24 protein-coding genes and 1 pseudogene are annotated in these 21,989 nt (G+C 41.6%); 12 read left to right on the plus strand and 13 right to left on the minus strand.

The genetic code is table 11. The features are described 5' to 3' along the window. Positions 1-74 precede the first annotated feature (74 nt). Positions 75-1,766: a M3 family oligoendopeptidase gene (locus H6H03_RS01450; RefSeq protein ID WP_190953298.1), complete on the plus strand. Its 1,692-nt coding sequence runs from the start codon at positions 75-77 to the stop codon at positions 1,764-1,766. Between the two features lie 125 nt (positions 1,767-1,891). On the opposite strand, the gene H6H03_RS01455 is transcribed toward H6H03_RS01450, so the two are convergent. Further along, complete coding sequence (locus tag H6H03_RS01455; RefSeq protein ID WP_190953299.1) at positions 1,892-2,077, minus strand: hypothetical protein; 186 nt, start codon at positions 2,075-2,077, stop codon at positions 1,892-1,894. A gap of 235 nt (positions 2,078-2,312) precedes the next feature. Here H6H03_RS01455 and H6H03_RS01460 point away from each other — a divergent pair, with 235 nt between their 5' ends. Together H6H03_RS01460 and H6H03_RS01465 are read left to right on the plus strand one after the other, a co-directional pair. Continuing rightward, positions 2,313-3,077: an ABC transporter ATP-binding protein gene (locus H6H03_RS01460; RefSeq protein ID WP_199338645.1), complete on the plus strand. Its 765-nt coding sequence runs from the start codon at positions 2,313-2,315 to the stop codon at positions 3,075-3,077. A 63-nt stretch (positions 3,078-3,140) separates the two neighbouring features. Then, the gene (locus tag H6H03_RS01465; RefSeq protein ID WP_242057691.1) at positions 3,141-3,515 is read left to right on the plus strand and encodes a GNAT family N-acetyltransferase; all 375 of its coding nucleotides are present in this window, start codon (positions 3,141-3,143) and stop codon (positions 3,513-3,515) included. Positions 3,516-3,665: 150 nt separating this feature from the next. Here H6H03_RS01465 and H6H03_RS01470 read toward each other — a convergent pair whose 3' ends face one another. Continuing rightward, on the minus strand, positions 3,666-4,196 hold the full coding sequence (locus H6H03_RS01470; protein WP_190953301.1) for an orange carotenoid protein N-terminal domain-containing protein: 531 nt from the start codon (positions 4,194-4,196) through the stop codon (positions 3,666-3,668). A gap of 219 nt (positions 4,197-4,415) precedes the next feature. On the opposite strand from H6H03_RS01470, the gene H6H03_RS01475 reads away from it, so the two are divergent. Beyond that, positions 4,416-4,790, plus strand: a complete 375-nt coding sequence (locus H6H03_RS01475) for a hypothetical protein (protein ID WP_190953302.1) — start codon at positions 4,416-4,418, stop codon at positions 4,788-4,790. A gap of 72 nt (positions 4,791-4,862) precedes the next feature. On the opposite strand, the gene H6H03_RS40035 is transcribed toward H6H03_RS01475, so the two are convergent. Together H6H03_RS40035 and queG are read right to left on the minus strand one after the other, a co-directional pair. Beyond that, positions 4,863-5,492 (minus strand): HAD-IA family hydrolase, encoded by a 630-nt coding sequence (locus H6H03_RS40035; RefSeq protein WP_242057701.1) that lies wholly within the window; start codon positions 5,490-5,492, stop codon positions 4,863-4,865. Continuing rightward, positions 5,461-6,440, minus strand: a pseudogene (gene queG, locus H6H03_RS40040) (tRNA epoxyqueuosine(34) reductase QueG). The gene H6H03_RS40035 and the pseudogene queG overlap by 32 nt, the downstream one beginning before the upstream one ends. 256 nt (positions 6,441-6,696) lie before the next feature. On the opposite strand from queG, the gene H6H03_RS01485 reads away from it, so the two are divergent. Next, positions 6,697-7,125 (plus strand): nuclear transport factor 2 family protein, encoded by a 429-nt coding sequence (locus H6H03_RS01485; RefSeq protein WP_190953304.1) that lies wholly within the window; start codon positions 6,697-6,699, stop codon positions 7,123-7,125. Positions 7,126-7,154: 29 nt separating this feature from the next. Here H6H03_RS01485 and H6H03_RS01490 read toward each other — a convergent pair whose 3' ends face one another. The 3 genes from H6H03_RS01490 to H6H03_RS01500 form a co-directional block, all read right to left on the minus strand. Beyond that, on the minus strand, positions 7,155-7,580 hold the full coding sequence (locus H6H03_RS01490; RefSeq protein ID WP_099070959.1) for an ATP-binding protein: 426 nt from the start codon (positions 7,578-7,580) through the stop codon (positions 7,155-7,157). 3 nt (positions 7,581-7,583) lie between these two features. Beyond that, on the minus strand, positions 7,584-9,257 hold the full coding sequence (locus H6H03_RS01495; RefSeq protein WP_190953305.1) for a SpoIIE family protein phosphatase: 1,674 nt from the start codon (positions 9,255-9,257) through the stop codon (positions 7,584-7,586). 158 nt (positions 9,258-9,415) lie between these two features. Beyond that, on the minus strand, positions 9,416-10,135 hold the full coding sequence (locus H6H03_RS01500) for a response regulator transcription factor (protein WP_190953306.1): 720 nt from the start codon (positions 10,133-10,135) through the stop codon (positions 9,416-9,418). A 348-nt stretch (positions 10,136-10,483) separates the two neighbouring features. Between H6H03_RS01500 and H6H03_RS01505 the strand changes: the two genes are divergently transcribed. Both H6H03_RS01505 and ftsE read left to right on the plus strand, forming a co-directional pair. Continuing rightward, positions 10,484-11,254: a WecB/TagA/CpsF family glycosyltransferase gene (locus H6H03_RS01505; RefSeq protein WP_190953307.1), complete on the plus strand. Its 771-nt coding sequence runs from the start codon at positions 10,484-10,486 to the stop codon at positions 11,252-11,254. 256 nt (positions 11,255-11,510) lie between these two features. Further along, positions 11,511-12,257, plus strand: coding sequence for a cell division ATP-binding protein FtsE (ftsE, locus tag H6H03_RS01510; protein WP_190953308.1), 747 nt, complete (start codon positions 11,511-11,513; stop codon positions 12,255-12,257). Positions 12,258-12,346: 89 nt separating this feature from the next. Here ftsE and H6H03_RS01515 read toward each other — a convergent pair whose 3' ends face one another. Both H6H03_RS01515 and H6H03_RS01520 read right to left on the minus strand, forming a co-directional pair. Then, positions 12,347-13,114, minus strand: coding sequence for an armadillo-type fold-containing protein (locus tag H6H03_RS01515; RefSeq protein ID WP_190953309.1), 768 nt, complete (start codon positions 13,112-13,114; stop codon positions 12,347-12,349). 217 nt (positions 13,115-13,331) lie between these two features. Next, on the minus strand, positions 13,332-13,916 hold the full coding sequence (locus H6H03_RS01520; protein ID WP_190953310.1) for a hypothetical protein: 585 nt from the start codon (positions 13,914-13,916) through the stop codon (positions 13,332-13,334). Positions 13,917-14,384: 468 nt separating this feature from the next. On the opposite strand from H6H03_RS01520, the gene H6H03_RS01525 reads away from it, so the two are divergent. Then, positions 14,385-14,540 (plus strand): hypothetical protein, encoded by a 156-nt coding sequence (locus tag H6H03_RS01525; RefSeq protein WP_190953311.1) that lies wholly within the window; start codon positions 14,385-14,387, stop codon positions 14,538-14,540. A gap of 173 nt (positions 14,541-14,713) precedes the next feature. Continuing rightward, the gene (locus H6H03_RS01530; RefSeq protein WP_190953312.1) at positions 14,714-15,610 is read left to right on the plus strand and encodes an alpha/beta fold hydrolase; all 897 of its coding nucleotides are present in this window, start codon (positions 14,714-14,716) and stop codon (positions 15,608-15,610) included. A 151-nt stretch (positions 15,611-15,761) separates the two neighbouring features. Here H6H03_RS01530 and H6H03_RS01535 read toward each other — a convergent pair whose 3' ends face one another. Beyond that, entirely contained in the window at positions 15,762-16,295 is a 534-nt protein-coding gene (locus H6H03_RS01535; protein ID WP_190953313.1) for a DUF4330 domain-containing protein, read from the minus strand. A gap of 380 nt (positions 16,296-16,675) precedes the next feature. Between H6H03_RS01535 and H6H03_RS01540 the strand changes: the two genes are divergently transcribed. After that, the gene (locus H6H03_RS01540) at positions 16,676-17,533 is read left to right on the plus strand and encodes a M48 family metallopeptidase (protein ID WP_190953314.1); all 858 of its coding nucleotides are present in this window, start codon (positions 16,676-16,678) and stop codon (positions 17,531-17,533) included. Between the two features lie 106 nt (positions 17,534-17,639). On the opposite strand, the gene H6H03_RS01545 is transcribed toward H6H03_RS01540, so the two are convergent. Beyond that, positions 17,640-18,389: a metallophosphoesterase family protein gene (locus tag H6H03_RS01545; RefSeq protein ID WP_190953315.1), complete on the minus strand. Its 750-nt coding sequence runs from the start codon at positions 18,387-18,389 to the stop codon at positions 17,640-17,642. A 274-nt stretch (positions 18,390-18,663) separates the two neighbouring features. Here H6H03_RS01545 and H6H03_RS01550 point away from each other — a divergent pair, with 274 nt between their 5' ends. Both H6H03_RS01550 and dcm read left to right on the plus strand, forming a co-directional pair. Then, a complete protein-coding gene (locus H6H03_RS01550) occupies positions 18,664-18,948 on the plus strand; it encodes a DUF2470 domain-containing protein (RefSeq protein WP_190953316.1) in 285 nt (94 codons plus the stop codon). Between the two features lie 193 nt (positions 18,949-19,141). Further along, positions 19,142-20,440 carry a DNA (cytosine-5-)-methyltransferase gene (dcm, locus tag H6H03_RS01555; protein ID WP_190953317.1) on the plus strand — a complete coding sequence of 433 codons (1,299 nt, stop codon included), beginning with the start codon at positions 19,142-19,144 and terminating at the stop codon, positions 20,438-20,440. Positions 20,441-20,593: 153 nt separating this feature from the next. Here dcm and H6H03_RS01560 read toward each other — a convergent pair whose 3' ends face one another. Together H6H03_RS01560 and H6H03_RS01565 are read right to left on the minus strand one after the other, a co-directional pair. Continuing rightward, positions 20,594-21,388, minus strand: coding sequence for a Tab2/Atab2 family RNA-binding protein (locus H6H03_RS01560; RefSeq protein ID WP_190953318.1), 795 nt, complete (start codon positions 21,386-21,388; stop codon positions 20,594-20,596). Between the two features lie 306 nt (positions 21,389-21,694). Continuing rightward, positions 21,695-21,964, minus strand: coding sequence for a YciI family protein (locus H6H03_RS01565; protein ID WP_190953319.1), 270 nt, complete (start codon positions 21,962-21,964; stop codon positions 21,695-21,697). Positions 21,965-21,989: the final 25 nt, after the last annotated feature.

Raw genomic sequence — 21,989 nt, forward strand, 5'->3', positions numbered from 1 at the left:
CTGACTGTAAAAGTTGGCGATTTCTCCAAATAAAAACTTTCAAGAAATCGCCCGATCGCTGAGGGGAATGATTGATGCAAACTCCAATAGATTTTGCCGACATTATAGCGGAAACTCCAACGCTTTTAACCGTGACTGCCGAATACCAAGCCATTCAGAGGCAGTTTAACCAGGCTCAAACCTCTGAGCAACGAAAAGCTGTTTTTCAGCAGTGGGATGCTTTGCGACGCAGACTTAGTACGTGGACAGAACTTACGCAACTGCACTTTCACCAAGACACGCAAAACCCAGAGTACAAAGCTGCCTTGGACTATTGCAGCGAACTTTTGCCTTCTCTGACTGCCCTTGAAGTAGACCTAAAACGGCAACTTATCCACAGCCCCAATCGCGCTGAGCTAGAACAAAGTTTGGGAAGGCAAGCTTTTTTGTTGTGGGAAGCAGACATCACGGTTTTTGAAAGAGCAATCGCAGCAGATTTAGTCGAAGAATCTAAACTCACCAATGAATACACCGAACTGATCGCCTCAGCAAAGCTAGCCTTCCAGGGTGAGCAGGTGAATTTATCGGGTTTGCAACCCTATCTGCAAAGTAAAAATCGAGATATTCGCCACCAGGCAGAACAGTGTCGCTGGCAGTTTTTTGAGCAGAATCAAGACCGCTTCGATCAACTGTTTGATCAGTTGGTGAAACTGCGCGATCGCATGGCAAAAAAATTGGGTTTGGAAAACTACATTGCGCTAGGATATCGCCGAATGCGACGGGTGGATTACGATCGAACCGATGTCGAACGCTATCGAGATCAAGTCGTTCAGGAGGTCGTGCCCTTAGCGATCGAGCTAATTCAGCAACAGGCGAAACGGCTCAACATAGACACTGTGTATTTCTGGGATGAGTCCGTCTTTGATCTTCAAGGAAGTCCAGCTCCAATTGGCGATCGTGACTGGATGCTGGAACGGGCGCAAGAAATGTTTGATGCCATGAATCCATCGTTGGGTGACTTTTTCGGCATGATGGTTGAGCGGCATTTACTGGATTTAGAAAATCGTCCTAGAAAGGCAGGAGGCGGATTCTGTACAAGCTTCGCAACCTATGACGTTCCCTACGTGTTCGCAAATTTCAATGGTACAAAAAACGACGTGCAAGTGTTTGTTCACGAGATTGGTCACGCCTTCCAAATGTGGCAAAGTCGCCATTTGCCAGTTTTTGATTACCTGTGGCCCACCCAAGAATCGTGTGAAATTCACTCTATGAGCCTAGAGTTTCTCACCGGCCCGCAGATGGAAAAGTTTTTCGGCGATCGAGCCGATCGATTTCGCTCTCAGCATCTAGCCGGGACGATTCTGTTTCTGCCTTATGGCGTGGCAGTCGATCATTTTCAGCATTTGGTCTATGCGAACCCAGAAGCAACCCCACAAGAACGACATCAAATGTGGCAACAAATGGAAGCTCGTTATCTGCCTTGGCGTCAATATGGAGATTTGAACTACCTCAACAAAGGCGGACTCTGGCAAGACAAACAGCACATCTATTGTTCACCGTTCTACTACATTGATTACACCTTGGCGGGGTGTTGTGCGTTGCAGTTTTGGGCCAAAGCCCAAGAAGATTATTCGCAAGCGTTGGCGGAGTACATTGCGTTATGCGAACGCGGGGGTTCCGCGTCCTTTCGAGAATTAGTGCGATCGGCAAATCTCCTAACTCCGTTTGAACCTGGGGCACTTACTCAAGTTGTTGAAAAAGTGCGTCAGACTTTAAAGGCTGGGTGATTGAAAAATCTCTGAATAAACATGGGTGTAGGGATGTAAGAAAATATCAGTTTTTTAGAAAACTCCAGCCAAAAAAATAGTCCTTTCTTTCAACAACAAATCAACGCCTATTTAGGATATTTTCGTCACGGTTTGGAGTTAATAAGTAAAGCAATAGACTCAATTCGTGGCATAGTAGAAATAGAACAAACAGAACGCGATCGCTCCCTAGAACACACAATCCAAATATGACGCATCGGCTTTGGCGGCAAGGCAATTATCTCCGGCGTCATCGTCCAGCACATCGACAACATCAACCAACCCTTAGCCACAATCTCTCTTGACAACCCACCCCATCCCTTTTACGCATCTTTATTCTTGAGTGTTTTAGCCACATGATTTTTTATTGGCATAGGTTGGCTGATAACTAAGCGCCAGTATTATCCTAGAGATAAGAAGTAAATAGAAAAATGATAGAACGGAAACCTTGTAGAGACGCGATGAATCGCGTCTTTATCCAGCCAAAGACGTGATAAATCGCGTCTACAATTAATAAATAAAATTCTTATGGCAAAGACTATTTCAATTACGGATTCTCTAGTACCAAATCCTGTACCGAAATCAACAATCATTCGTTTAGAAAATATATATAAAGTCTATGGCAGTGGTGAAACCGAAGTCAAAGCACTCAACGATGTGAATTTGATTATCCACGAGGGCGAATATTGTTCAATTATGGGGCCTTCTGGTTCGGGTAAATCCACAGCCATGAATATTATCGGCTGTCTAGACCGACCCACAGGCGGGCATTATTACTTAGATAATATTGATGTGGCGCAAATGGACGATAAATCCTTGGCACACATCCGTAACAAAAAGCTGGGGTTTGTGTTCCAACAATTCCACTTATTGCCTCAACTCACAGCATTGGAAAATGTGATGCTGCCAATGGTGTATGCTAATGTAAATCCCAAAGAAAGAAGCGATCGCGCAATCGTTGCACTGACACGAGTTGGTTTAGCAAATCGCCTCAACAACAAACCAACTCAACTATCAGGGGGACAACAACAAAGAGTAGCGATCGCCCGCGCCATTGTCAACCGTCCCGTAGTACTCCTAGCCGATGAACCCACCGGCGCACTTGATTCGCGCACAACCCAAGAAGTTTTACACATCTTTGGCGAACTCAATGCTAGCGGAATCACCGTTGTCATGGTAACCCACGAACCAGAAGTAGCACGTCAAACCCAGCGCATCGTCTGGTTCCGTGACGGTCAAGTAGTACACTCAAATTTGACTCCATCTGACTTAAACCAGTTGGCTGTATCATAAATCAACTTCTGTACTGCAATGGTGACATATAAACAGGATCTCGAAAATGTTGATTGGGAGGAGATGAAAGCTACACTTAGTCAAGATAAATTCGACAACGGTAGAAGTCCTGAACAACTCAGAGCATCCTTTACTAATAGTTATGCTACTTGTATTGCTTATGCAGGCGATCGTATTATTGGCACTACTCGTGTCCTATCCGATGGTATTTGTAACGCTTACATAGTCGATGTTTGGACATTTACGCCTTATCGTCACCAAGGAATTGCTAGCACAATGATGCGAATCCTATTAGGCAAATTGCAAGGTCAGCATGTCTGTTTAGTTACAGATGATTCTATCCAATTTTATAAAAAACTTGGCTTTACCGAAACAGAAACCTGTATGGAGCAGACAATCGGTAAATGGTTGCGAAACACATTATTAGCAGAGGGCTAATAGCTAAATATTAACAGTTATTAGCTATTAGCCATTAGCTTTTACTGACACTAAAGTTGATTTAAATACCCCATTTTCTAAAGTCTGCATAGGTAAGCGCATGACTTACCATTAGAGCAAAGACAGGTTATAGATATGGATTTAGTTTGGTTACAAACTCGGCGTTTTACCAGTTTGTGCTTGTGTCTCAATTGGTTTAATATCGGTGTAACCCAATTCGCCAGCTATTGTCCGGAACACCGAAATTTGCTCATCAAAATCTAGTCCTTCAGTTTGGGAAAGCAAATCATTAATCGCCTGACTTGGCTGATAAGTATCTGGCAAATCAACCACTTTATCCCCCATAGCTACTGCCCAAGCATACCAAACTAACAACTGATTGTTTTCTTTAATCGCCCCATAAGCACGGGAATATTCTGTATCCTTGCGGTTAACGATATCCCGCATAATTTCCAATTGCTCGTCATCTGATAAATCAAAATACTTTCCTAACAGAAGTGGTGCTAATTCTGGATCGGTAGCAGCTGGAGCAGCTGGAGTAACAGAATCACCCATTTTTTTATAAACTAAATAGAACCAAGCTAATTTGGCATCGGTATCTAAAGCATTAAAGGCATCTACCACTTTTTGACTTTCATTGCTTCGAGCTTGAGAAATATTTTTATCGTAACTTGTAGTCATAACTTTTCTCCAACAGAATTTAATTAACAGGCCAAACTAAGAGTTACCAAAGTTTGAGAATCAGATTCTACTATCAAGAGAAAGAGTTAAATTAATTATCAAATGCAACATTAATCTACCTTTTAATAGAGGTAAAAATCTTTCGCTAGAAAGTAATAAAGTAGCGGATTGCTTTGCTATGATTGCCCCAGTAATAAAAATTTACCTAAGGTTTTAATTATGCCAGATGAAATAAAACCCAATGTTAATCAAGCTCCCACCCATGATGCTCAATTAGCTGCCGAAAACATAGCTAGTGGTGAAGAAAAAGCGCCAACAGTAGATTTTGATGCTGATTATGCAGCTGCACAACAATTCAGTGTTAGTGAAATTGACCGCACAGGTCAAGGCGCAGCAGCAGCCGAAGCCGCAACCGCTCCTCAACAAAAAGTTCCTCAAGCAAAAGAAACAACAACACAAAGCCAGTCAACTGGTAATCCTGATGATTATACAGACTTGGCTAAGGAAGTTGGAAATTCCAAAACTGAGGGCGTAGCTAGCATTGATGACGATTTAGTAGAAAAAGCTTTAGAAAAAGGTCAACCTAAAAAATAAGTTCTTTCAACCGCAGTTCCCCGACTTATTCAATAAGTCGGGGAGCTAAATCTAGCTCAAATAACTGAATTCTCACTTCATGACTTCTAGTAATTCACTAGGTCTATGAATCAAATAATCTGGATTTTGCTTAGCTAGTACTTCCGGGGAATTAAAGCCCCAAGTCACTGCAATTACTTGGATATTTGCTTTTTTTGATGCTTCTATATCTCTGGTTTCATCTCCGACATAAATTACATCTTGAGGCTTAAGCTGTTTTTGCTTCAATACATTATTAATAATGGTTGTTTTACCAAAAATTGTAATTCCTGAATATATAAAATCAAATAAATAATTTAAATCATTGATTTTGAGAAATTCCGTCACATTTTCTTTGGAATTAGAAGTAATAATTCCTAGTTTATATCCTTGAGCTTGGAGTTGTATTAATGCTTCTTTAATTCCCGGAATGGGCTTTAATTCTGGGATTTTGTTTTTTAATTCGCCTTTAACTTTTTTCACTAAAAAAGGTATCTTGAACAGCGAAACTCCAGAGTACTTAATGATTTCCCTAGATGTTAAGTTTTTGAGTAGAGCTAATTGGTCTGGAGTGATTTGGATATAACCAAAGTCTACAGCTAGACGATTAGCAATACTAACAAGGGCATCTACTGTATCTGCAATTGTGCCATCAAAATCGAAAATAATTACTTTTTGGGTCATCTTTCGCCTAAATGCGTCAAGATTAGCTTGAGCGTTGCGTCGTAACATTTCTGGCTTAATCCGTCGTAAGGCGGATGCTGGAAATCGTTTGTCCCACTCTCCATCTGAGATTTGGGCTAATTCTAGCAGTTGGGGAGCAAGATTCTGAGGATAAGGCGCAAACTCTGTGATATCAGTTGTCTTAGCAAAACGTTGATTCCAAGGACAAACATCTTGGCAGATATCACAACCAGCAACCCAACCTTGCAAATAAGGTGTAAGTGTTTGTGGCAATTCTTCTGCCCGATTTTCAATTGTATGATAAGCAATGCAGCGATTCGCATCCACTACAAAAGGCTGAGTAATTGCACCGGTAGGACAAGCTTCAAGACAACGAGTACAGCTACCGCAGTGTTCTGTATGGGGGCGATCGCTTTCTAGTTCCAAATTGGTCAATACTTCTCCCAAAAACACCCAAGAACCATACTCGCGTGTAATCACATTACCATTTTTCGCAATCCAACCAATTCCCGCTTTTTGTGCCCAGACTTTATCTTGCACTGGCCCGGTGTCTGCATAATAAATCGCTCGCACGCTTTCATCAAGCGATTCTAGCCAGGTAGCTAGCTGCTTGAGTTTTTTATGCATTACCTTGTGATAATCTCTTCCCCAGCCATAACGAGAAATTTTGCCATATTCTTCGCCCTGGGGACGTTGATGTGGTGTGTAATAATTGAGGGCTACACAAACAAGCGATCGCACTTCTGGCATCACTAACCGAATATCCTGACGCTTTTGGTTACTCATCCATTCCATATCGGCGTGATAACCCAGCGCTAGCCATGCTTTCAATCTCTGTGCTTCTGTAACATCCACCCTGTCCACAGCAGCAATCCCAATTTTATGAAAGCCTAACTCGCTGGCTTTTTCTTTCACTACACTGCTGCTGGTTACGGAACATTGATTCATTGTTTTATATCTGAATTTGCCTAACTACAGGCATGATTATTATACATTAATCTAGTAATTTTTTTGATAAACATTTGTTACTCATTTTACCTTCAGACAGGAGAATTCAAAATTCTTGACTGTTAACCGTCAACAGTCAATAGATCCATCGTCAGAAAGATTTATACATGTGTGCCAATCTATCTCAATAGTGGCTTTTTTTTTAACGATTTTTGTAATGAAATAAATATTTAGCTAACGTAATACAGGTAATTTTATGACCTCTGCTGAAATATCCCCAGTACAGCCTTCATCAGAATTCCAGATTCTAGGAATTACAGAAACAAGTGTACTGCGTTATTTTGAAACATTAAATGCAGGAGAATTTGATCAAACTGCGGCCTTATTTGGTGAGGATGGTGTGATGCATCCACCGCTTGAGTCTGATATTGTTGGATGTGATGCGATCGCAGCTTACTTAAAACAAGAAGCTCAAAACATTAAAGCTTACCCCAAAACAGGAATAAGCGAGACTTTGGAAAACGCTACGATCCAAGTCCAAGTGACAGGTAAGGCCCAAACCTCTTGGTGTGGGGTAAATGTCTTGTGGATATTTATCCTCAACCAACAACAGCAAATTTTATATACTAGAGTCAAACTTTTAGCTTCACCTCAAGAGTTACTATCTTTACGCCCTCAAAAATAGTAAGTAGCTATTTCTGCCTGAAAACCTACTCATTTGACTAATTCGGGTAAAGTAGCTTCTAACTTGAGACAGTTAGCGCCATTAATCTGCAACTTGTAGTCTACTTTATCCATGAGACGATTCATAATCAGCCAACCATAACCACCTTCTTGTTTTTCAACGGGGTCAGGAGCATAGTATGTAGACATATCAAAGCCTTCGCCGTAGTCCCAAACTTCTAGGGCCAGGTCTCGGTCTTTGAGTTCCAAACGCAGTAATATGGGCAAATTTGGTTTGTCCCGATGGGCGTGACGTACTGCGTTTGAGTAGGCTTCTACTAAAGCTAATCTCAAACGACTCGATTGGCGCGACCAATCTACCGAGTCTCCTAGCTGGATTTTCAAACATCCCAGCAACCAGTTCTCGACAATATTGAGAAAATTCAAATCACTTGGTACATGAAGCTCACTTTTCATTACTTACAAAATCTCCAGCGAGAGTATAGTTTGATCATCTTCTTGGACGTGGTTATCTGCCTGGATGCGAGCTACTAAATGGTTAAGAGAAAGCGGTTTTTCCTCTTGTTGTAGGAGTTGCCAAAGGCCATCTTGATTCAGCATAGAACGGTTACATGGCTCAACGCTAGACACGGTATTTACTGTATTATATGCATTGTTTGATACCATTGCTTCAGTAATGCCATCACTAGTTAGTAACAGTGTGTCCCCAGGAGCGAGAACCAAGCTACCAGACTGTCCTTGCCATTTGGGCAATATCCCCAAGGGAACGCTGCGGACTTTGAGGTAATTGGGACTGTCGGCTGATGCTGCTTTGTGTGACCATAAGAGTGGATAAATATGACCAGCATTAGTGTAAACGAGTTCTCCTGTACTAGGCGTGTAGCAGGCTAACACAAGAGTGATGAAATAATTATTGCTAATCAAGTCTTCGCTCAGAGCGTGGTTAAGGTTCTGCATGACCACATTTGGTGGCGCTGGGGCTTCTTGAGATAATTCCCGACGCAAGACGGAAATCACACTAGCCATAAATAAAGCCGCTGGAACGCCCTTACCAGAAACATCACCCACAGCTAACCACAAATCGCCTTTGGGATGAACAAACACTTCAAAAAAGTCCCCTCCTACTTCCCGTGCGGGGTAGCAGCAGGCTTGCACCTTCACGCCTTTGATATCAGGTAAACTTTGGCGGAGCAGGTTGTATTGAATTTGGCGAGCCACCTCTAACTCATTGTGAATCTGCTGTTGTTTTTCTTGGAGGCGTTGGTAGAGTTTTGCTTGAGACAGAGCTAAGGCAGCTTGTTCGGCAACACCAGCAATCAATTGGATCTCTTCCTCTTCCCAAGGGCGATCGCGTCCCCATTGGTGGAGAGCCAACACAGCCACGAGGTACTGCTGGTAGCTAAGTGGCACAACCAAATGATGGCAGGGGTTACCGTCGTATATTTCTTGAGCAAGTTCGTGATGACGGGTTTGCAGAACTTTTTCAATTAAAGGAGCAGTGTCGAAGGCGCAATCCAATACATCAGATTGAGGATCGTAGTATGAGAATACCTCTGGTGTGAGGCGATCGCCTTCTGTTGGTCTAAGCAAACAACTAGTAGCTTCAAAGGTTTGTCCAATGGTTGCTACAGTCTTTTGCAGCATACTGTCGTAGTCTAAAGACTCCCGAATTGCCGTTGTCACCGCATTAAACAAAGATTCCCGCCGCAGTGCCCGACGTAACTCTTGGGTACGCTTCTTCACCAGGCGGTATGTATCGGTAGCTTGTTCGACTAACGCCCTGAGTCGCTCTGGATTCCAGGGTTTGGTGATGTACTTGAACACCTGACCGGAGTTAATCGCATCTACCAAATCTTCGACATCAGTAAAACCAGTTAACAAAATCCGAATCGTGTCCGGAAACCGTTCCACCGTGCGACTAAAAAACTCGCTGCCACTCATTTCTGGCATTCTTTGGTCAGAAATAATCACAGCCATTTCGCCAACTTTGTCCAAGATTTCCAATGCACCAAAAGCATGATTCGCTTTGTACACTTGAAAATCTCGCCTAAAAGTACGGTAGAGTAAATCTAAGTTATCTGGCTCATCGTCTACCACCATGAGCTTGAGTTTGTCCACCCCTGTCTCAGCCATATTTGACTTTAATTTTTCAACTATGTTTAGTGGCGAGATAGTATGATGTTTATCCCACCTGATAACCAACGAAAATTTAGAACTAATCATTCTCAACAGTTATCAGTTATCAGTGTTTGAAACCTTGATAACTGTTCACTGCTACTTGAATTTAACTTTTATCCCACTAACCCAGAACGCAAGGCGCGGACTGCTGCCTGGGTACGGTCATCGGCACATAGCTTATTCAAAATATTGCGGACGTGAGTTTTAACAGTTCCGACAGTGATGTAAAGCCTTTCCGCAATTACCGCATTGCTACAACCTTCGACAATCAACTGTAACACTTCTAACTCCCTTTCTGTCAGGGTGTAGGGTTCAATTCCTTCCAGATTTTCCGCAAAATCTGGATTAGGGAGAACGGCTTTGGTATCTACAAAAGCCGATTCCGACTTCTGGGGATTTTGTTGCGCTTGTTGTAATACAATTCGAGCGATCGCCGGATCGATCCAGGCGTTGCCATTGTAAGTTACTCGCACTGCTTCCAGCAAATTATCAAATTTGATATCCTTCATACAGTAGGAGTCTGCCCCAGCAGCAAAAGCCGCCAATACCGCTTCTCGATTATCGCGCAGTGTCAAAATTAACACCTTTGTGCTTAACTCTTCGCTATTAGTAGTAGATTTTAGCTCCCGTGTCAACTCAATGCCATCCTTATCTGGTAAACCAATATCTACTATGGCAATATCTGGTTGTAGCACTTTTAACATTTTTAAGCCCTCAGCGGCAGTAGCAGCTTCCCCTACAACTTCAATTTCATCCTTTTGCAGTAGTGCTGTGCGAATACCTACGCGAGTCAGATCGTGATCTTCAATCAGAGCAATACGAATTTTACTCATAGCCAACTTCAGCCCGTTACACTACCTTAACTGTAAAGTCGAGTTTACTAAAAAGTCTTAAGAGGTGCAGATTAAAGACACCTTCGTATAGAGTTCTCACACTTAGGCAACTCAAATCCTACATTGAAAAGGAACATAGTCGTGACAATCAAGGGCACTTGATGTCCCCTTAATTGTCCCGCAATTCCCCATCACAGCCAATGCTTTCTATTGTTGCAGAGCTATTGCTCTGTAAACCCTCATGACAGAAACCAGACTGGCTCCTATTAAATTCTTCTTTGATAAAAATATTTGATAAACTTAACATTCAAGTAAATGTGGTGTAAAATCAATCAAAAAATAGGCACTATGTCTAAATCGCCTAAAGCATTTTCAGTATTGGGAATACCAGTTCATGTGATGACTAACTATCCAGGCTGGTTGTTAGAATGCTTGCAACAAGGCAGAGGAACTCATGTGGTAACGCTCAATGCAGAAATGACTATGCAGGCAGAGCGGAACGAACTCCTAGCTCAGGCCATTCAAAATGCTGAACTAGTGATTCCAGATGGGGCTGGGGTTGTTCTGTATTTACGCTGGTTATTATGGCAAAAAGTACAGCGTTGCCCAGGAATTGAATTATCAGAAAAGCTTTTGCAAGAACTTGGACAACATAAGACAGGAGCAAAAATATTTTTTTATGGTGCCGCACCTGGAGTAGCTGCAAAAGCAGCAGAGTTTTGGCAGCAGCAAATTCCAGATTTGAATGTAGTAGGTAGTCACTCAGGTTACCACTCTCCAGAAGAAGAAGCACAATTGCAACAAACTCTTGCCCAATTACAGCCGCAAGTGATTTTTGTAGGTCTAGGAGTGCCACGTCAAGAATTATGGATTGCCCAAAACCGTCATTTGTGCCCCCAAGCAATTTGGATTGGCGTTGGTGGCAGTTTTGATATTTGGTCGGGAACTAAAACTCGCGCTCCTGCTTGGTTAGGAAATAATAATTTGGAATGGCTATATCGTTTGTATCAAGAACCTTGGCGTTGGCGGCGGATGTTAGCTTTGCCAGAGTTTGCGATGAAAGCTTTTGTTTATCGCTGGACTGCTAGGAGTGCAATTATCGCAGGTAATAGGCAATAAGCAAAGAAAGTCTTTTGGGGCTGGGGTTTTACGATGGGTTTATGTCTTAAACTATGCTTCAACTGCTATAAGTGCTGAATTCTGGCTTCTGAATTCCGGGTGTTTTTACTTAGTTAATCCTGAAATCTTTAACAAATTTTAAATTTCTCTGTTGGATTTGAAATTCCCAGGCAAAACCTGGGAATTCTGATTTTGGGGGGAATGTCGAATCTATGTTGGCAAAGTGTTTGGTTGTGGGTATGAGGAGAATTTAACAATGCCAGTATTAACAACTGAAGTTAAGACAGAGAAATCCGTTGATAAACAGAACAGTGAAACTCAACAGCACATTAGCAATACTGCTGCAAAGGTGCAATTGCAATCTGTAACCAAGACCTATGCTAATGGCTCTCATGCCTTGCTGGATGCAAACCTTGAGGTTAAAAAAGGAGAATTTTTGTTTATCACAGGGCCGAGTGGTTCTGGTAAATCAACGCTTTTGAAACTGCTGTATGGCCAGGAGTTACCTACACAGGGTGAAGTAATTGTTGATGAATGTAATGTAGCAACTTTAAGGGGCGATCGCTTGTCATTATTCCGGCGACGCATTGGCATTGTATTTCAAGACTACAAACTCATTAACCAGCGAACAGTAGCGGAAAATGTAACTTTTGTACTCCAAGCTCAAGGGTATACCCGGAAAGAAATTCAACGCCGCTTAGAACCAACGTTAAAGTTGGTAGGGTTACTGAGTAAAGCTGACTGCTTTCCAGATCAGCTCTCAGGAGGAGAACAACAACGAGTGAGTATTGCTAGGGCGATCGTCAGTACACCACCACTGCTACTGGCTGATGAACCAACAGGAAATCTCGATCCAGATAATTCCTGGCAAGTTATACAAATTCTCCAAAAGTTAAATTCCTTTGGGGCTACGGTGATTGTTACTACCCACGATGAACAATTGGTGCGGCGGTGTAATCATCCAGTAGTGCAAGTTCGCAATGGAAAGTTGTCTCGAAAATAATTATGGGGCATGGGGCATAGGGCATAGGGCATTGGTAATTAACAAAGGACTTGTTGTTTAACTCAGGACAAATGACTAATGACAAATGACTAATAAACGCCCTGTTTAAGTTTTGCTGATATGGGTATGAAGGTTTTGGCTGTTTTGGGTGGTAGTACTTGTGGGCGATCGCAAGCTTGTAGGATCTTAAAAGCTGCTTCTCGAACGACAACTTCCTTCTCACGACTCAGTAGGAGTTGCAAGCATTGGACTACATCTTGCTGCACTGAAGAATCAACTCGCTTACGGGCAATCAATTTAGTTAGTTGACGCAGGGCAATTAACCGCTTTAATGGATCTTTTTCTGTTAAATTGACTAACAACTGCTCTAGGTGGTCTTCTTGTTGATTTCCATAAAAGTTGACAAGTTGCCATACTAATAAAATTAAAGTTAACAGGGTTCCTACGCCTTGGGCGATGGCGCCAGCCGCAATCCATCGGCTATGAGATTCAACCCAAATTGCAGCCGCCATGTAAGTGCTGACAGTAGCAATACCACCACTGAGAACTGCTAAGACTAACCGACGGTTTGGACTGTTTAAAAACTCCCGTATTTTAGACCAGCGCAATTGCCAGTCCCACTCCTGCATTGAGTAAACTAATACCATTACTCCAACACCGATTAACAGAGCTAGTAGGAGTTTCCAGTTCCACAAGAGCATAGCAACGGTGATCGTCAGGAACCCAAGAAAGCCTCCAGGCCCAGAGTAACGTTTAAAAGTTTGTTGTTTTGAGCTTCCTCCTATCTTGAACTTTGGAAGCGACCAGTTGGGGATCTGCTCGATCAATTGCTGCCAAGAAGACGAAGCCTGTGCCACGGTGTTTACCTACTTGAATACGAGATTACCTATTGTAAAAGTTTTGTTAGAGACGAAGAAATCAAGGAGCGTCCCGAATTGGTAAAAATACTAGGAGATGATAAATCACACCCTAGTTTCTACCCTTGGGGAGATCCATGAACAATATACTCTAAAAGAATACCCGGACTCGGATGAGTAAACTTAATTTTCTTACTGAGTTTTTAACGTTTCTAGTTTAGAGACAAAAACGAAAGTCATCAAGGACGAATTGACCGTCAAAAGCACAGAAGGTAACAGTGTAAATGTTATTCGCAGTTATGGATAATAAGGTATTGGGGGAAACTGCTGAGTCAGAATTGGCGAGATTGGCGCCGGGTAGTACGGTTTGTCCCAGGAGTTGCCGATCGCGATCGTAAGCCGAAAGCACTAGCCGCTGCGAACTTGTGACAAAGGCACTAACCGAGTTGACAGGATGCAAGAAACTAGCTTCTAAAAATCCGCTTTTGGGCGCTCCCATTAAGACTGTCAGTCCTGAATAGCTTGGAAATGCTGGATTTGATGGCTGTATTGCTAGAGAATTCTGAAAAATTACTCCCCAGCGTTCATACTGGCGCTCTACTACTTCAAAACACTTTAAGTCTTCAAAGTCTAAACAAATACAAGTAGGTATGCTGCCTTTGGTAAGGTCAATGGGTGGCTTGATGCGATCGCGCCGGGATGAAGCTGTAATTTGGTTTTGTATATTAAAATTGTCAGGCGCAAATTTAGGGTCTTCAATCCTTGGTACTTTATTTGATTGAAGAGTAGCCTGCTTTACCATGACATTCCGCCTTACCATTACCTAGAGAATAATCAGATGAGTAATATATCAAAAGCTATTGTTTTTAGATGCAGAACTAAAACTAATAGCTGATTCAAACCATCATTTTGGCTATTTCTGAAGCTCAAAATTATTTATCAGTTTTTTCATAGAGTACCATAAACAATTGATCTGTATTTATGTCTATAGTGATACTTGCTACTACGTAGAATAATGTAAACACAGTAATTACAAGGTTAGTTTCGTTTTTAAAATGAAAAAATAAACACCAAATCTTTACAACTACTTCAGTAGTTTTACATCTGCTTAATCTGACGCTGGCCAGAAGCCTTAAAGTAATTGATTCGCCCATAATAAATCTGTGGGAGATTCGGGGACGCAAAGAAGGAAGAGGACGTGGGGAGTGGGAGACGCAGGACGCAAACAATTACTTGTAAGTAGGTGAGGTGGGTGTTGAAAATTGTCGTTATGGCAAGGCAGAAGGAAAGAGCTTTTTGGGCAACTTTTCTTTCGCAGGACTTACGTAAAAATCGCCAAAAAGCTTTATTTATCGAACCACCTTCTCTACGAGAGGCTTCCGCCAACGCGCAGCGTCTCGTAGAGAAGAACGCCAAGGATTCGTAGAGTGTGCGTAAGTCCTATTTCGGTTACATACTTCGATTTTTTTACGCTGTTCTACTTATGTTCCGAAGTTACCATTAGTCAAAGCAGTGTTCGGACTTCTCTTGGCGTCCCCCTATGCCCCCGTCTGTGGTGTTATCCGTGTTAATGAATCATTAAAGTGAAGAAAAATATTTATGTTTGAGCCAATAGGATTTGAACAACGCTCCGTAATTACCTCATTAGGTAAGATAGTGTATTATACTAATGTTGGGTCGCCTTGGCACAACGATGTGAGTCTCAAAGATGACCGAGAAACTTTGGTTTTTCTACACGGCTTTGGTGGTGGATCTTCTGCTTATGAGTGGTCGAAAGTTTATCCGGCTTTTGCTGCTGAATATCGGGTTATTGCACCAGATTTAATCGGTTGGGGTAGATCTGAGCATCCAGCACGTAGTTATAAAATTGACGATTATTTGACAACAATTCGCGAGTTTTTGCAGCAGACTTGTACTGGCCCGGTAAAAACGATCGCCTCATCTTTGACCGCAGCCTTTACAATTAGAGTGGCGATCGCTCATCCTGATTTATTTAAGTCTTTAATTCTCACTACTCCCGCCGGACTTTCCGATTTTGGCGAAGACTATTCCCGCAGCTTTTTTGCTCAGTTAATCAGTGTTCCTATTATTGACCGCGTGCTATATAGTACTGGAGTTGCTACCAGTGGCGGTATTCGCAGTTTCTTAGAGCAACGACAGTTTGCTCAGTCCAATCGAGTCTACCAAGAAATTGTAGATGCTTATTTAGAATCTGCCCAACAGCCAAATGCTGAGTATGCAGCACTGTCTTTTGTACGTGGCGATTTGTGCTTTGATTTATCCCTTTATATTCAACAATTGACCACTCCCACGGCTATTATTTGGGGACAAAAATCGCAATTTACAGGCCCTGCAATTGGTCGCCGTCTTGCCGAAATGAATCCCCAAGCAATCCGGTTTTTTCAACAATTGGAAGATGTAGGTTTAACACCGCAGTTAGAATTGCCAGCAGTCACAATTGGGTTAATTCGTCAATTTTTGCCTTTGCTTAATTAATATCAGAATTCAGAATTCAGGAGTCAGGAGTCAGAATTCAGAATCAAGGGTGGGACTTGAAAATGAAACTTGCTACAACTTATTAATTTTTTAACTGATTAAGTTTGGTATCAAACCCTTCTGAATTCTGAATTCTAAATTATTACAAATACTATTTGTCTTTGATTCTGACATCAATGACAGTAGCATTGAAATTGTAGTTAAAACCTTCCAACTCAAATGGCATTCCAATTTTAACTTTACTGTTACCAAGAACAGGGCCGCTTTGAGTTACTTGGGCTTTGCCATCTAAAGTTAAGAGAAAATCTGTACTAAAATTATTACTTTTTGGATCTGGCAATTCTTTAACAGTTCCATCAGGTTGGAAAACATTGACCGTTCTTGGTAGCTGTTGAATTGATTTAATCTCAATCTGCCCATAAGGTTGGTTACGGATAATCACATTAGTTTTACCACCTTTTTTTAATCCGTTATCAAATAATTGTTCTGGGTCGCGTACATTTAAACCACGAACTACTAAATCTACCTCTATGGGTACTGTTTTGGCACCAACTTGGGCAACAGAACCAGAAGTACCAGGAAAAATAAAGATGCCAAATATAACTAGCAGGATTACCAGCGCAGCACCTAAATCTAGGAGGTTAATTTTGCCAAACAAACGACCTTTTGAATCTAAAATAGCCATAAAAACTTTTCCCAGGTAATAGCGAAGTAATTGATTGTAGCAAGAATCTTTTCGACGGGAACGGTAATTTTATCTATTTGGTAATAACTGAAATCGGCTGGTGGACAGTTTATCACGAGTTTGTAAGTTTAGAGCTGCGGCAGCTAACCTTAAAATTTTTGCGTATTGGAACTAATGTACCCAAGAGATAAAATCTAATGTTTAAGCCTATCTCTAGAGGGAATCGTTAGCCGTCTAAACTTCGGTAGATTTGCGTAAGTATTAGCTGTATAACAATCCGTTTGGTTTTGAACTAATAATGCAACTTAGAATACTCTAAATCCGTCTCATAATTTGTCTTATCATTTTACGTTCTCTCGAAATTATCTTCAGTACAGATTATGTTGAATTGGAAAGGTTTTGTTGTGAGTTACCGCATGTGGCGGCGTCGCTGGTTTTATCCACTAATTTCGGTGGTAGTTGCTTTGAGTCTGTGCCTGGGTACAGCCTTGCCTGGAAGAAGTTTAGAATTCTTGCCTCTGATATTGCAGGGAGTCCAGGTACTTCAGCTTTCTAATATATCCGATCGCCAGGAAACTGATATTGGTAAGCAGATTAATCAGGAAATAATAGGGAGTCAAGTCCGGCTTTACAAGAATGCTGGAGTTAATAGCTATGTAGAACAAATTGGTCGGCGCTTAGCGGCTAATAGCGATCGCCCCAATCTTAGCTATACTTTCCAAGTAGTTGAAGACAATACGATTAATGCCTTTGCGACGTTGGGAGGCTATGTATATGTCAACACAGGTTTGCTCAAAGCCGCAGATAATGAAGCAGAACTGGCAAGTGTCATCGCCCATGAAATTGGTCACATTGGTGGAAGACACTTGGTTAAACAGATGCGGCAAAAAGCGGTCGCTAGTGGTTTAGCAAGTGCGACTGGTTTAGATCGCAACACAGCTGTCAATATTGGTGTAGAACTTGCCTTGAATCGTCCCCGCAGTCGTCAAGATGAATATGATGCTGACAAAAGAGGATTAAAAACTTTGACACGGGCTGGTTATGCCCAGTCTGCAATGGTTTCTTTTATGCAAAAGCTTTTAAAACAGGGTGGTTCTGTTCCCACATTTTTGAGTACGCACCCCGGAACGAGCGATCGCATTGCTAACCTCAAACGTGCCATAGAGTCCCAACCTAGTAATGGAACTTACGGATTAGATAGTGCTAGTTATAGAGCCAATATTCGACCTTTGGCGTAATGTTAAGGGCATGGGGCATGGGGCATGAGGCATTGGGCATTGGGCATTGGGCATTAGTTTTTCCCCGCGTCCCCGCGTCCCCGCGTCTCCCTCATCTCCCTCATCCCTAATCCCGGCGATGAACTTTGATTTTAGCTGGGTCAATTGCGATCGCTGCATCTTTTAAGGGTAGGGCACGCAGATAATTTCTAAAAATGTTAACTTGATAAACTAAATTGTTTGTAATATCTAGTCCAGTCAACCATCCACTCCGGGGATGATAAGCGCCAGTATCTATGCCTAGCCATCCCTGCCCTTGTGCCAGTTGACCAGGAGAAACACCTGGTAGAGTAAAGGTAATGGTGTGACCGATAATAATTTGCTTATCAGGGAAGTAAGGCTTGGGAATGCTGTGAAATTCTTCTCGTATCCAGCACAGTTGCTCGGCTGTTTGTTCTATCACTGGCTTAGAAGGGTCAACGCCAGCATGAGTTAACCAAATATCCCCCAAGTCAATATATGTAGGTAAAGACTTAAACCAGTCTACATGGTCATCTGGAATTGTAGCCTCGTGGTAACTGGCTACAGTCGCTTGCCCCCCACTGTATAGCCATGCTTGCATCCTTGGGGAAGAAGCCCTTTCATCAGTGAGAATGCTTAATAACATCTGCTCATGATTTCCCAGCAAACATGAGTAGTTATTTCGCTTGACAAAATTAACTACTTGTGCGCTATGAGGGCCGCGATCGATTAAGTCTCCCAGAAAATAGACTCGATCGTCTGATGTGGGGGCGATGGCCTCCAACAATATCATCAAACCTTCATAGTGACCATGTACATCCCCAATTACAATTCGTCTGGGGTTAGTTTCGCTCATTGTCTCTTGACTACAATAATTTGGAACTTTCGCTAATACTTCTGCTACAGTTTAAGCTGTCTTGTTTCCGCAATGACAGGTAAAAACACTGGATTGCCTTTATTTTAATTTAAAGTTTAATTTTAATTTAATTATTATTCCGTCAGAAATAAGTTTGATTGGCGATCGCAACATAGTCTATGATTTTTGTGACAATTTAAAAAGCAGTCAAATTCATCTAGGTTGTTAGCCTAGAATCTAAGGTGTTGCTGTATACCTAAATTTTTATCTCACAATGTCTAACAATTTTTCTGCTGAAATTAGTTCGCGTATCTGTAACCACATGAATGAAGATCATGGTGATGCTGTGGTTCTTTATGCTAAAACTTTTGGCGGTATTACAGATGCGATCGCAGCCCAAATGCTGTCCATTGATGCACAGGGCATGGATTTAACAGCAAAAGTAAACGGGGAAGATGTGCCAGTTCGTATTGAGTTTGATCATGTTTTAGTAGATTCAGAAGATGCTCATCAAACTTTGATTGCAATGGTGAAGCAAGCGCGGGTGCAATCAAAGTAGAAAATGACAAAGTGATTTACAACGGTATTTAATTAAATATTATACATATAGAGACACAATATATTCTGTCCAGGACTTACGCAAAATCATGAAAAAACGAACCGCAAAGGACGCAAAGGACACAAAGAAATAAAAGTTTCAGAGAGTTTTTGCGTAAGTCCTACTGTCTTAGAATGATTTATATTCTACGGAAATGCAGAAGATTCGGTTTGTTGATTTATTTTGCGGAATAGGGGGAATTAGGTTAGCCTTTGAACAAGCTGCTGATTCTTTAAATATAGAAAGTGAATGCGTTTTCAGTAGCGAAATTAATCCAAATGCTCGATTAGTTTATGAAAAAAACTTTGGTCAAATACCCTTAGGTGATATTCGACTAATTGATAAACTACCAGAACACGAATTTTTATTAGCTGGGTTTCCTTGTCAGTCTTTTTCTCATGCTGGCAAAAAAGAAGGCTTTGGCGATACACGAGGCACACTATTCTTTGAAATAACAAGATTAATTGATACCTATAAACCACAAGCTTTTATTTTTGAAAATGTTCGAGGACTTTATAGCCACGACAAAGGACGAACTCTGACAACGATTAAGCATGAAATTCAAAAACGAGGTTATAGCTTTGATGCCTTTTTACTTAACAGTGCAAACTTTGGTTTACCACAAAATCGTGTCCGTATTTATTTAGTAGGTATTTTAAATGCTTCTCCGACTTTTGAATTAATTTCTGACGTAGGGCCAAAAGATTCTCATTCATATAACCCTCAGCAGTTATCTTTATTTTCCTCATTAAACAAATCTGTAACTGTTGGCGATATTTTAGAAAATAACCCAGATGAAAAGTATGATTGTTCGCCAGAGTTTGTTAATGCGTTGAAACGAACATTTAATAACGATTTAAATCGCTTACATGGCATTAGGTTGATTGATTATCGGGGTGGAAACTCTATTCACTCGTGGGATTTAGGATTGCGTGGCGAGTGTAGTAAAGAAGAAATTGAACTGATGAACCGTTTTATCTTAAAGAGGCGCAATAAAGAATTTGGAAAAGAGCAAGATGGTAAATTATTAACTCAGGAACAAATAGCTAGTTTTTTTGAACATCCCAATGTTGCAGAAATTTTGAATTCACTGGTTAACAAAAAATATTTAAAACTGATTAATGATAAATATAAACCTCTATCAGGTAACTTTTCATTTGAAGTTTATAAATTTGTAGATCCAAATAAAATTTCAGTAACGTTAGTTGCTAGTGATGCTAATAGATTGGGAGTTTATCACAATCAGAGAGTGCGGCGACTAACTCCGCGAGAAGCTGCAAGACTACAAGGTTTTCCTGATAGTTTTATACTTGATCATAATGATGATAAGGCTTATTATCAACTGGGAAATTCTGTAAGTATTAATGTAGTTAAAGCTGTAGCTCAGGAAGCAATATTAGAAATAGTTATGCCATCTCCAACAACACTATCCCAAGCAGTAATTTCAGTTTGATACTCTGGATCTTGAGGTCTCACGCAAAGACGCAAAGACGCAAAGGAGAAGGCGAAAATCAGGACTTTTGCAAGAAGTCTACTAAATTATTGTAAAAAATTGCATTTGCTTAAGGCTGAGGAATCAGGAGACAAATATTTTTGGAAGTTATTATCAATTTTCTGTCCGTAATAACCAAAAGCCGCTATAAGTCATTCCAGAATCATCGGGTTGGACTAATAAAAAATGTAATCCTTGGCTTTGTTGTTTTCGTTTTTCATATGTTTGGGCTGCTGTGGTAACTTCTGGATCTTCAAATGTCGCAACAATCCATCTATCCACTAAGCCTGCTTCTAATATTAAGCCATCTGGTGCGCCTGAAATGTAGGTCAATTCTATAGGACGGGCTTGCTGTAACCACCGCGCTAAGTGCATCGATCGCCTTCCACCATAAATTATCACACCAGGAACAGCGATCGTTGACGCCAAACCTAAATTGATCGGTTTGAGATACTCTGGTATGTGCAAAATCGGAATGGGGCGTTGTGCAAACGCATCCACGAGTTCGCCAGCCTGGAGTGTCGCAAAACGCCATTGTTCTCCCAAGAGGTTTTCTGGTAATGGTGCTGGGGGTGGTTTATCCAGCACTGAAGGATATTGCTTTTCCTGTAACCACTGTTTCAGCGCCAAAGTGCGGCGAGTCGGTTCGACTTGAATACCTAAACTACGTCCAGCCGCCTCAATTAAATTCAAAGACTGAGGACGAAACACTTGAATTACATCTGGCAATTCTTCACCAGCTGCTTGCTGAAGTTGAGTCGCAACCCAAGTAGAATTTGCTGCTGACTGAAGACAAGTCGCTTCATATTCAAAACTGCGAGTTGCATCACAAATCAACAACTCCCATAATGCTTTTCCAGATGCATCCGGTGATGGACGACGATAAAAATCAGCCTGCCAAGTTTTCATATATGGGTATGGGGCATGGGGCATGGGGCATGGGGCATTGGCCATCGGGCATGGAGCATTGGGTATGGGGAGATGGGGAGAGTTAAAACTGAAAGTTTCAAGTTCAGAGGTTCAACTTTGACCTTCTGAGGTTCAATGTTGACCTTCTGAGGTTCAACGTTGACCTTCTGAGGCTCAACGTTGACCTTCTGAGGCTCAACTTTGACCTTCTGAGGCTCAACGTTGACCTTCTGAGGCTCAACTTTGACCTTCTGAGGCTCAACATTCTAGTTTATCCGCCTCATTTTCCCATGCCCAATGCCCAATTCAAAAAGCTTGAATCCATTCTTGGACAGAATATTCTGTCCAGATGCCATTTTTCCAATAAGGATCGTTTTCAATTAAGTCGCGGACAGTAGCTTCATCTTCGGCTTCGTAAATTCCAAAAACTTTTGTGACATCTTTGGTAGGGCCGATGGTAATTAGCACACCGGATTCTTTCTGTTTTGCTAATCCGTCTAAATGCGCTTGACGGTGAGGGGCGCGTTTTTCAAGAACGTCTTCGCAGTAAGTTCCCCAGAGTACATATTTAGGCATAACTGAGACAATTTTGGATTTGAGA

The sequence above is a fragment of the Nostoc paludosum FACHB-159 genome, assembly GCF_014698835.1.
Taxonomy (GTDB): Bacteria; Cyanobacteriota; Cyanobacteriia; order Cyanobacteriales; family Nostocaceae; genus Nostoc; species Nostoc paludosum.